The organism is Phenylobacterium sp. (genome assembly GCF_030654915.1).
Classification (GTDB): Bacteria; Pseudomonadota; Alphaproteobacteria; order Caulobacterales; family Caulobacteraceae; genus Phenylobacterium.
In genome coordinates this window covers 1-11,056 of sequence record NZ_JAURWM010000134.1, presented here as the reverse complement: position 1 = coordinate 11,056, position 11,056 = coordinate 1, and the positions used below count along the sequence as shown (strand labels likewise).

7 protein-coding genes are annotated in these 11,056 nt (G+C 66.1%); 4 read left to right on the top strand and 3 right to left on the bottom strand.

All coding sequences use genetic code 11. The features are described 5' to 3' along the window. Positions 1-30: 30 nt before the first annotated feature. The 3 genes from Q7T84_RS06790 to Q7T84_RS06780 all read right to left on the bottom strand — a co-directional run bounded on the left by Q7T84_RS06790 (position 31) and on the right by Q7T84_RS06780 (position 3,142). Positions 31-1,521 (bottom strand): amidohydrolase, encoded by a 1,491-nt coding sequence (locus Q7T84_RS06790; RefSeq protein WP_304807009.1) that lies wholly within the window; start codon positions 1,519-1,521, stop codon positions 31-33. Between the two features lie 72 nt (positions 1,522-1,593). Next, a complete protein-coding gene (locus Q7T84_RS06785) occupies positions 1,594-2,616 on the bottom strand; it encodes a FecR domain-containing protein (protein ID WP_304807007.1) in 1,023 nt (340 codons plus the stop codon). Then, the gene (locus Q7T84_RS06780; RefSeq protein WP_304807005.1) at positions 2,579-3,142 is read right to left on the bottom strand and encodes an RNA polymerase sigma factor; all 564 of its coding nucleotides are present in this window, start codon (positions 3,140-3,142) and stop codon (positions 2,579-2,581) included. The genes Q7T84_RS06785 and Q7T84_RS06780 overlap by 38 nt, the downstream gene beginning before the upstream one ends. Positions 3,143-3,500: 358 nt before the next feature. On the opposite strand from Q7T84_RS06780, the gene Q7T84_RS06775 reads away from it, so the two are divergent. The 4 genes from Q7T84_RS06775 to Q7T84_RS06760 all read left to right on the top strand — a co-directional run bounded on the left by Q7T84_RS06775 (position 3,501) and on the right by Q7T84_RS06760 (position 10,918). Continuing rightward, a complete protein-coding gene (locus Q7T84_RS06775) occupies positions 3,501-5,885 on the top strand; it encodes a TonB-dependent receptor (RefSeq protein ID WP_304807004.1) in 2,385 nt (794 codons plus the stop codon). Between the two features lie 153 nt (positions 5,886-6,038). After that, positions 6,039-7,112, top strand: coding sequence for a recombinase RecA (recA, locus tag Q7T84_RS06770; protein WP_304807002.1), 1,074 nt, complete (start codon positions 6,039-6,041; stop codon positions 7,110-7,112). A 249-nt stretch (positions 7,113-7,361) separates the two neighbouring features. Next, on the top strand, positions 7,362-9,995 hold the full coding sequence (gene alaS, locus Q7T84_RS06765) for an alanine--tRNA ligase (RefSeq protein ID WP_304807001.1): 2,634 nt from the start codon (positions 7,362-7,364) through the stop codon (positions 9,993-9,995). A 296-nt stretch (positions 9,996-10,291) separates the two neighbouring features. Next, a complete protein-coding gene (locus Q7T84_RS06760) occupies positions 10,292-10,918 on the top strand; it encodes a PEPxxWA-CTERM sorting domain-containing protein (RefSeq protein WP_304807000.1) in 627 nt (208 codons plus the stop codon). The last annotated feature ends 138 nt before the right edge of the window (positions 10,919-11,056 follow it).

Genomic DNA, 11,056 nt, shown 5'->3' with positions numbered 1-11,056 from the left:
CCAAGGCCAGGTTCCGCCGCAGTCCTTACCTTACTCGGAACCACCAGCCTTGCGGTAGTCGAGTGGCGGCTTACGGTCGCCGACCATGGCCTTGTACTGGAAGTCAGCGCCTTGACGCTCCTTCAGCTCGGCCTTGGCCTGGGTGATCAGTTCCGGGTTGGAGAACAGTTCGGCCCCGGTGATCGACAGGGTCTTGGCTGCGACCGCCGCGCCCTTCAGGCCGATGCTCATGCCGCCCGCCGCCACGTTCTGCCAGCTATGGCCGGCCGAGCCGGGAACGAAGGTCGCCGTCGAGAGGCCGACCGTCGGGGTGACCCAGCTGATGTCGGCCACGTCGGTGGAGCCGCCGCCGGCGTCGCCGGAGGTGTCGGCGTTCTTGTAGGTCTGGATCTTGCCGACCGAGCTGAGATCACCGCCGCCGTTCGGCAGCGACTTGGCCAGTTCCTGGGCGAACTTGGTTTCTTCCGGGGTCCAGGTGATGCCGCCGACCTGGGTCAGCGAATTGTACATGACCTTGCCCAGCACGTCGTTCGGCAGGAGGTTGTAGACGCCGCCGGTTTGCTCGAACTCGACCTTGGTGCCGGTGATCATGGCCGCGCCGTTGGCCGCCAGCTTCACCCGGTCCATCACGTCGACCACGATCTTCGGGTCGGCGTTGCGGACGTAGTAGTAGACCTCGGCGAAGTCGGGCACGACGTTCGGAGCCTTGCCGCCGTTGGTGACGACGTAGTGGATTCGCGTGCGGTCCGGGATGTGTTCGCGCAGGTAGTTGTTGGCGACGTTCATGATCTCGACGCCGTCGAGGGCCGAGCGGCCGGCCCACGGCGCGCCCGAGGCGTGACTGGATTGGCCGGAGAAGCGGAACTTGCCGCTGATGTTGGACATCGAGGTGCCCTGGTTGGCCGAGTTCGTGTTGCCCGGGTGCCAGTGCAGGGTGACGTCGACGTCGTCGAACAGCCCGTCACGGACCATGTAGACCTTGCCCGAGCCGCCTTCTTCAGCGGGGGTGCCGTAGACGCGGATCTCGCCCTGCACCTTGTTCTGGATCATCCAGGACTTCAGCGCCACGGCGCCGGCGACCGAGGCGGCGCCGAACAGGTGGTGGCCGCAGCCATGGCCGTTGTCCTGGCCGGGGATCGGTTGCTTGGTTGGGACGGCGGCTTGGCTCAGGCCCGGCAGGGCGTCGAACTCGGCCAGGATGGCGATGACCGGACCCTTGCCGTTCTTGAAGCTGGCGACGAAGCCGGTGGGCTCGCCGGCCACGCCGGCCTTCACGGTGAAGCCAGCCGCTTTCAGTTGGTCCTGGAGGACCGCGGTGCTCTTGGTTTCTTGGTAGCCCAGCTCGGCGTAGTTCCAGAGCTTCAGCGCCGCGTCGTTCATCTTCGGCGTATAGGTGTCGACCGCGCCGACCAGCTGGGTGCGGTCAGTGGCGGTCAGCGGCGCCGCCAGGGTCGGGCCAGCTGCAAGCCAGGCCGAAGCGCAGAGCGCGCTGGTCGCCAGCGCCTTGTAGATCATCTTCATGGAAGTCCCTCCAGGCCACCGGCGCGTACGGCGCCGGCCGTCGTCTTCAAGACGCAGGCCGATGGGATATCCTCACCCTGGGGCGATAGGGAAGAGGTTGATCGTCGCAGACGAGGTTTGGCTGGAGCGGGCCATACCGTAGGCCTCAAGGGTGGCGACGAAGCCCGCCACGTCCCCGGTTTTGAAGCGGCCGCTCAGGGGCGTGGCCGCCAGGGCCGGGTCGGCGATTCGCATCTGCTGGGTCGAATAGCGGTTCATCTCGTGAACGATGGCGGCCAGGGGCTGGTTCTCGAAGACAAGGCTGCCGTCGCGCCAACTCGTCAGGTCGGCGACGTTGCGCTGCTCGACGCTCCAGGCGCTGTCGCCCCGCTGAGAGAGGTGGTGGCCGGGGGTCATGTCGACGCTGGTCTGGGCGCTCGCGACACGAACCTTGCCCTCGATCAAGCTGACCGACCATTGGTTCGGCTGAACGCGGACGTCGAAGGCGGTGCCGAGCGCCGTGACCGTGCGGCCGGCGGCGGTGACCACGAAAGGCTGCTCGGGGTTCTTGGCGACCTCGAAGAAGGCTTCGCCCTTAACCACGGTCAGGGCGCGCTGGCGGTCCCAACTGGTCAGGTGGACCTCGGTGTCGGTGCTAAGCGTGACCTGGGAGCCGTCTTTCAGCGTGACGGTCCGCTGGCCGCCGACCGGGGTGCTGTAGACCGCCAAGGCCGCGGGCGCAGAGGCGACTTGCACGGGCGCCGGGGCGTCGCCGGCTTGCCGCCAGGCGCCGAAGGCCAGCAGGCCGCCGCCCAGCATGACGGCCGCGGCGATGCCGGCGGCCCAGCGCAGGGGCGGGGCGCGACGGGCGTTAGCGAGTTCGGATTGCACTGCGGCGCGGGCGGCGAGAACCGCCGGGTCGTCCTTGACCGCGTCCATGCGCGTCCAGGCGTCGCCGACCCTCGACCAATCATCGCGATGCTCGGGGCTCGCCGCCAACCAGGTTTCGAAGGCTTGCCGCAGCTCCGCATCGTGCGGGCGGCGCTCAAGCTGAACGAACCATGACGCGGCGTCCGGACTAGCGGAAGAGCCGTGCTGGGGGCGGTTGTCGTTCATCGAATTCCTGCAGCCGCATCGACACGATCCGGAGGGCCTTGGTGACGTGTTTCTCGACGGCGCTGACCGATATCCCAAGTTGCGCCGCTGCAGCTTTGTAACTCATGCCTTCAAAGCGGACGAGTATGAAAGCGGCTCGACTGCGTGGGGAAAGTTGGTTCAGCGCGTCCAGCGCGACGGCGGCTTCCTGCTTGCCCTGAAGAATCCGGTCGGGCGAGAGCTCGTCAAGCGGGTGGTGGACTTCCTCCAGCTCGCAATGGGCGCTGCGGCGGCGAACCGTGTCGCGGCGGTGGCGATCCAGCAGGACGTTGGTCGCCGTCTGGAAGATGAAGCTGGAAAGGTTCGTGACCTCGCCGCCGCTGCGGCGATTGTGGAGTCGGAGGAGCACCTCCTGAATCAGGTCGTCGATCTCGTTGCCGTCGGCGCGGCGTCGAAAGAACGCGCGTAACGCCTGCTGATACGGAATCGAGGCATACGCTAGCCCTTCCGGCTCACTTCCGGCTCTGGTCGTGTCCGCCCACGCCATCTAAATTCCTGAACACCCCGGATTGTCTTATTGCCGTCATGTTTGTTGATGGGGAAGCCCAGGTCAATGACGTATGGGAAGGGGCGTAGGGCTGAGGAGCCCCTGCTGGATTTTCAGGCATGTATCAGGTCATCGCCGTTTACACTCGCCCGGTGAGGGGCAAAGCGCAGCTTGGCGACGCTAGGGGGCTAGCGGCCAGGGGGCTGGGCATGGAAGGCCAGCGTGACGGAACGGAGCCTTTCGCCCCTTGAGTTTGTCGCGTTTTGCGTTGGTTGCGGCGTGCACCTGTTGCGCGGTTCTCGCGAGCGTTTCGGCGCAAGCGGAAGAGCGGCGTCCGCTGTTTTCGATTCCAGCAGGCATGCCGCTCGACCGGGCCCTGACCGCGTTCTCTGTCCAGAGCGACCGCGACATTTTGTTCACGCCCGGCGTGGTCGCGGGCCTGCGGTCGCGGGCCGTTTCGGGACGGCTTGATTCGACCCAGGCCCTAACCGCGATGTTGCTGGGGTCGGGCCTGACCTGGCGGGATTTCCAGGGGCACTTCCTGATCGAGCGCGCGCCACCGGCCAAGGGCGAGGATGCGGTCGCCGATGTCGAGGGCGTCGTGGTCACGGCCCTGCGCCGCCCGACCCTCGAGCAACTCACGCCGATGTCGATGCGAGCGTTGTCGGGCGACGAACTGCGCCGGGCTGGGGCGGCGACGTTCGAGGACGCGGTGGCGATGCTGCCGGGCCTGAGCCAGACCTCCACCGGCGTCGGCCGCAGCCGGCTCAGCCTTCGCGGCGTCTATGGTTCAGGCGAGGCGACGACCGCGCTCTACTATGACGACGTCCCGGTCACCGGCCCCAGCGGCACCACGGCCGATCCTGGCGGATCGTTCCCCGAATTCCTGCTGGTCGATGTCCAGCAGATCGAACTGCTGCGCGGGCCGCAGGGCACGCTCTATGGCGCCAGCGCCATGGGCGGCGCCTTCAAGGTGATGTTCAACCGGCCAGATCTGGCTAAGCCGAGTGTAACCCTGGAGGCTGAGGCCTCGGTCAACGACGGCGTGGTGGGCGACGCCCAGACGATCATCGTCAATCAGCCCCTGGTCGGCGACAAGCTTGGCTTGCGCCTGGCCGCCTATCGCCGTGCGGAGCCGCCGTTCGCCCGGAACGCGCGGCTCGGCCTGTCGCGCACCAACGCCAGCGAGGCGAAGGGTTTCCGTCTGGGTGTCGGCGCTCAGCCGACCGACGACCTGCAGCTCAACCTGACGCTCGCGCACCAGGACGCGACGGATGACGATACGGGCGCGAGCGCCCTGGGCGGGCCGGCGCATGTCTCCGAGAACTATATGCGGACGCCGTTCGAGAGCCGGATGACGCTTTATGACGGATCGGCGAACTGGCGCGTCGGCGGCGTCCATGTGACGGCGATGGCCGCCGGCTATCGCTGGGATAGCACCCGCCAGATCGAGTACACCGGCGTCCTGCTGGCCGAACGGCGCAGCCTGGAAGGCTGCCAGCGCTATCTCGGCCTGCCGCTCGGCGGCGCCTGCACGCCGGCCGAGCTGGACGGCTATTCAGCCTATGTGGACAGCCGGGCGCCCGGCCTGCTGAACCAGCCCATCAACCTGACCGCCAGGGTGGGGGAACTGCGCGTTCAATCGGAGACGCCGGGCTTCGTCGCCTGGACCGCGGGCCTGTTCCATGAAGTGCGCGAGGACACCATCGACAGCCAGGTCGTGGTTGGCGATCCGGCCAGCGGCCTGCCGCTATCCTCGGCGGGCTTCACCGGCCGCCGCATCGTCGACAGTCGGCTGAATCAGCGCGCGGTCTATGGCGAGGTCACGCTGGGCGCCGATCGCGACACCTCGCTGAGCCTGGGCGCGCGCCGCTTCGAATATGACAAGCGGACGGAGGGGAAGGCGCTGGTGGTCAACGTCATCTCCAACACCTCCGAAGCCAATTTCCTCACCACCACCCAGCAGGCCGGCTGGAGCCTCAAATTCGTCGGCAGTCATCGTTTCAGCCCCGCGCTGATGGGCTATGTGCAGGCGGCGCAGGGATTTCGGCCGGGCGGCATCAACACCGTGCCGGGGCTGCCGCCGGACCTGGCCGCCTATGACGCCGACAGTCTGTGGAACTACGAGGCGGGCCTGAAGAGCGTGTGGCTGGGCAGTCGGCTGGTGATCAACGCCACGGTCTATCGGATCGACTGGCGCGACATGCAGTACAGCGCCAACAGCACCAATGGCGCCTTCGCCTTCATCACCAATCTGGGCCAGGCCCGTGTTCTCGGGCTCGAGGCCGACACCATCTACACCGTCAGCCCCGCCTGGCGGGGCGGGCTGAACCTTTCCCTGACCGATGCCGTCCTGACCAAGGACCAGGCCACCAACGACGCGGTCGGTCTGGGGAGCGCGGGCGACCGCATCCCGGTTATTCCTCGCCTCGCGGCCGGCGGCTGGGTGGAGTACCGCCGTGACCTGGGCGCCGATCTTGAGCTGCTGGCGCGGGCCGACGCCAGCTATATCGGAGTGTCTCACAGCGCCTTCGACAACGGCGGCGCGGCGAACGTCAAACTGGGCGATCTGTTGCTATTGAACGTCCGCGCCAGCCTGCGCGCGCAGGCCTGGACGCTGGGCGCCTTCGTGGACAACATCCTGGACTCAGATCGGCCGACCTTCGCGACCTCCGCTCGCCAGCCGCAGGTCTCGGCCCCGCGTCCCCGCCGCTTTGGTCTCTCCGCAATTCGGACGTTTTGAGGCTGCGTCAAGATCGGTCGTAGTCGGGGCTCCGCCTCAAAAGAACATCTTGCGAACATAGAACAAACTGCGTACGCCTTTGTTCAGACGGCCGGCGGCTCTTTCGAGAGTCGAACTGTCGGGTTGGAATCATGAAACAAGGAGCGCCTTGCAATGAGTCAGTCGGCGTTGAAACTCGTGGGACGAGAAGAAGGTGACAAGGCGCGGGCGCTGGAAGCGGCGCTCGCCCAGATCGATCGGGCCTTTGGTAAGGGCTCGGTCATGAAGCTTGGCTCGAAGAGCAAGATCGAGGTTGAGGCGGTTTCGACCGGCTCCCTCGGCCTTGATATCGCGCTGGGCATCGGCGGCCTGCCCAAGGGCCGGGTCGTGGAGATTTACGGCCCGGAAAGCTCGGGCAAGACCACGCTGGCGCTGCATGTGGTGGCTGAGGTTCAGAAGAACGGCGGCACCGCGGCCTTCGTGGACGCCGAGCATGCGCTGGATCCGTCCTATGCCCGCAAGCTGGGCGTGAACCTGGACGATCTGCTGGTCTCGCAGCCCGACACCGGCGAGCAGGCCCTGGAGATCACCGACACCCTGGTCCGCTCCGGCGCCGTCGACGTGATCGTCATCGACTCGGTGGCGGCGCTGACGCCGCGCGCCGAAATCGAAGGCGAGATGGGCGACAGCCTGCCGGGCCTCCAGGCCCGCCTGATGAGCCAGGCGCTCCGCAAGCTGACCGCTTCGATCTCCAAGTCCGGCACCCTGGTCATCTTCATCAACCAGATTCGCATGAAGATCGGCGTGATGTACGGAAGCCCGGAGACCACCACGGGCGGCAATGCGCTGAAGTTTTACGCCTCGGTCCGCCTGGACATCCGCCGGACAGGTTCGGTGAAGATCCGCGATGAGATCGTCGGCAACAATGTCCGCGTGAAGGTCGTGAAGAACAAGGTCGCCCCGCCGTTCCGGGAGGTCGAGTTCGACATCATGTACGGCGAGGGTATCTCCAAGCTGGGCGAGATCATCGATCTGGGCGTCAAGGCTGGTGTGGTCGAGAAGTCTGGTTCGTGGTTCTCCTGGAATTCGACCCGGATCGGCCAAGGCCGCGACAACGCTCGGGAATTCCTCAAGAATAACCCTGACATCGCCGCTCAGATCGAGAAGCAGGTCCGCGGCGCCAAGGAAGTTATCGAGGAAGAACTTCTGGTCGGCCCGACCGTCGAGGAAGAAAAAGACGCCGAATAGGGATCGCGTCGCGGAACGTCGCCACGGCCCCTGAAAGCCGAACGCGCCCAACCCGACGTTCGGCCCGCTTCGAGGGCCGAGACCCCCGCGCGATTGTTCCGCACTGCGTGAGGACGCTTGGACGCAGCCCGTCCAAGCGTCCTTTTCCTTTGCGGGCGCTGACAAAATTCGTAAACGGTCGCGCGCGGGGGCGGTGCGGCTAGCGTCACCCCATATCTGGTTTTCCTGTTTTAGATCGTCCAACGAGCCATGCAGAGCCTCAACGAAATCCGCAGCGCCTTCCTGGGCTACTTCGAGAAGAATGATCACCTGATCATTCCGTCGGCTCCGCTTGTCCCGCAGAACGACCCGACCCTGCTGTTCGTCAATGCGGGCATGGTGCCGTTCAAGAACTACTTCACCGGGGCTGAGACGCCGCCCGCGCCGCGCGCGGCCTCGTCGCAGAAGTCGGTGCGCGCCGGCGGCAAGCACAACGACCTGGACAATGTCGGCTACACCGCCCGCCACCACACCATCATCGAGATGCTGGGGAATTTCTCGTTCGGCGACTACTTCAAGGCCGGCGCGATCGAGCACGCCTGGACCCTGCTGACCAAGGAATTCAAGATCCCGGCCGAGAAGCTGTGCGTCACCGTCTATCATACCGACGATGAAGCCGCTGAGCTGTGGAAGAAGATCGCCGGCCTCCCCGACGAGAAGATCATCCGCATCTCGACCAACGATAACTTCTGGTCGATGGGCGACACCGGGCCCTGCGGCCCTTGCTCCGAGATTTTCTACGATCACGGCCCGCACATTCCAGGCGGCCCTCCCGGCAGTCCGGACGAAGACGGTGACCGGTTCGTGGAGATCTGGAACCTGGTCTTCATGCAGTTCGAGCAGTTCGCCGACGGCACCCGCCGCGACCTGCCCAAGCCGCAGATCGACACCGGGATGGGCCTGGAACGCGTCGCTGCGGTCCTGCAGGGCGTCCACGACAACTATGACATTGACCTGTTCCGCACGCTGATCGCGGCGTCGAAGGAACTGGTCGGCGGCGGCTCCAACGGTCCGTCGCACCGGGTGATCGCCGACCACCTGCGCTCCACCAGTTTCCTGATCGCCGACGGCGTCTCGCCCTCGAACGAAGGTCGCGGCTACGTCCTGCGCCGGATCATGCGCCGGGCCATGCGCCACGCCCACCTGCTGGGCGCTGAAGAGCCGTTGATGCACCGACTGGCGCCCGTGCTGGTGGCCGAGATGGGCGGCGCCTATCCGGAACTGCGCCGCGCCGAGCCGGTGATCGTCGAGACCCTGCGCCAGGAGGAAGAACGCTTCCGCCGGACGCTCGGGCGCGGCATGACGTTGCTCGACGAGGCGACGGCCAACATGAACCCAGGGGACATGCTGTCGGGCGAAACCGCCTTCAAGCTCTACGACACCTACGGCTTCCCGCTCGACCTGACCCAGGACGCGGTGCGCAACAAGGGCATCTCGGTTGACCTGTCGGGCTTCGAGGACGCCATGAAGCGTCAAAAGGACCTGGCGCGCGAAGCCTGGACCGGCTCGGGCCAGTCCGCGCAGGGTGCCGAATGGTTCGCGATCCGCGAGCGCTTGGGCGCGACGCAGTTCCTCGGCTACGACACCACCGAGGCCACCGGCAAGCTGCTGGCGCTGGTGTCAGGCGGCGCTGAGATCGCCGCCGCCAAGGCCGGCGAGACCGTGCTGGCGGTGTTCGACCGCACGCCCTTTTACGCCGAGAGCGGCGGGCAGGCCGGCGATGTCGGTGAAATCGAATGGACCGGCGGCAAGGCCAAGGTGCTCGACACCCAAAAGCAGGCCGGCGATCTGTTTGTCCACGAGATCGAAATCCTGACCGGTGAGCTGTCGGTCGGCGCCGAGGCGCGCCTGGCGGTCGATCCGGACCTGCGCACCACCACGCGCGCCAATCACTCGGCGGCTCACCTGCTGCACAAGGCTCTGGGCAATGTGCTCGGCCCGCACGTCTCCCAGAAGGGCCAGATGGTCGATGGTGAGCGCATGCGGTTCGACTTCAGCCATGGCGGTCCGTTGACGGCCGAGGAAATCGACAAGATCGAGACCGAGGTGAACGCGGTGGTTCGTCAGAACCTGCCCGCCACCACCCAGGAAATGGCGCCCGAGAAGGCGATCGAGGCCGGCGCCATGGCGCTGTTCGGCGAGAAGTACGGCGACACCGTCCGCGTGCTCGCGCTTGGCAAGTCGCTGGACGGCGAGGGCGACTATTCGGTCGAACTGTGCGGCGGCACCCACGTGGCCCGCACCGGCGACATCGCCCTATTCAAGATCGTCTCGGAAAGCGGCGTCGCGGCCGGCGTGCGGCGGATCGAGGCCCTGACCGGCGAGGCGGCGCGCCGCTGGCTGATCGAACAGGCCGGGGTCGCCAAGGCGCTCGCCGACCAGTTCAAGGCGCCGGTCTCCGAAGTCCTGGCGCGCGTCGAGGCCCTTGAGGCCCAGCGCCGAAAGCTCGACAAGGAACTGGGCGAGGCCAAGCGGCAGCTCGCCATGGGCGGCGGCGGCGCGGCTTCCGGTCCGGAAGACATCGGCGGGGTGCAGGTCATCGCCCGGGTGATGGAAGGCGTTGGCGGTAAGGATTTGCGTCCGATCATTGAGGAATTCCGCAAGCAGGTCCCCGATGGCGTCGTGGCCCTGATCGGCTCGGCCGAGGGCAAGGCGTCGGTGGCCGTCGCTGTAAACGGCGCGGCGGCGGGCAAGTTCAGCGCTGTCGAACTGACCAAGGCGGCGGTCTTGGCCATGGGCGGGCAGGGCGCCGGCGGGCGTCCGGACTTCGCCCAGGGCGGCGCGCCGGACGGCGCCAAGGCGGCCGAGGGGCTAGCGGCGGTGAAAGCGTTGCTCGCCGGCTGAGAATCGGGTGACCAGCCAGATATGACGAACGGCGCAGGAGGCTCTCCTGCGCCGTTTTCGTTGGGCTGATGAAGGCGTGGAACGCCGAATCACCACGCCGCTCAACGTCGAAAATCGACATTGAAATGTGCCATGGCGGCGTTCTGGCGAACATTTGGAACGCGGCTCGGCGAACTTGCCTTTTCAGCACCCCTGTCAGGCGAGTGTCGTTGCGGAAGCCACGGTTAAGTCTTAATTCACCATCCCAGGTGGCGCCCAGTAGCGCAGGTTTCGAAGATTTTCAGAGGGATGGCTTAATGTTTAAGTACCTAGCCGCGGCGGGCGCCGCGCTCGCGCTCACGATTTCGGCTTCGGCCGCCAATGCACTCACCACAATCGCTGGCAGCGTCAGCAATGTGTCGGCCAATTCGGGCCAAGGCCTCATCATCAAGTCGGGCCTGTTCAATTCGTTCAACTTCGACCTTAACGCGGGCGAGAACTCGGGCCCGGTCGGCCTGTTCACCATCTGGACGAACGAGAAGACCGTCGAATGGGATGACCTCTCGCCGAAAAGCATCGCGGTGAGCTTCAACTTCCTGTCGCCGACCGGCGTGTCGGGCGATCCCGTTGAAGGGGAAACCTTCGGCTTCAACCTGTTCGTCACCCAAGGCGGCGTGGTGACTTGGGACGCGCCGGAAATCTACACCTTCGGCAACGGCGGCAAGCTGAAGATCAGCCTGCAGGACACCGTCTTCAATCAAGGCTTTTTCGGCGTGAACGAAGGCAAGGGCTACGGCTCTGTCGTCACCGGCAAGTTCGAGCTGCTGAGCGAGTCGGTTACTTCGGCCGTGCCGGAGCCGGCGACCTGGGCGATGATGATCACGGGCTTCGGCCTGGCCGGCACGGCGATCCGTCGCCGCCGCATGGTCGCTTTCGCCGCCTAAGCGACGACTTAGATAGTTACGGAAAAGGCCGGGGGAGACCCCGGCCTTTTTTGTTGCTCGCTCTGCCGGTTGCCGCGGCCGCTCAACCCTTGGCGAAGACCGCGATCTTGTTGCCGGTCGGGTCGCGCATATAGGCGC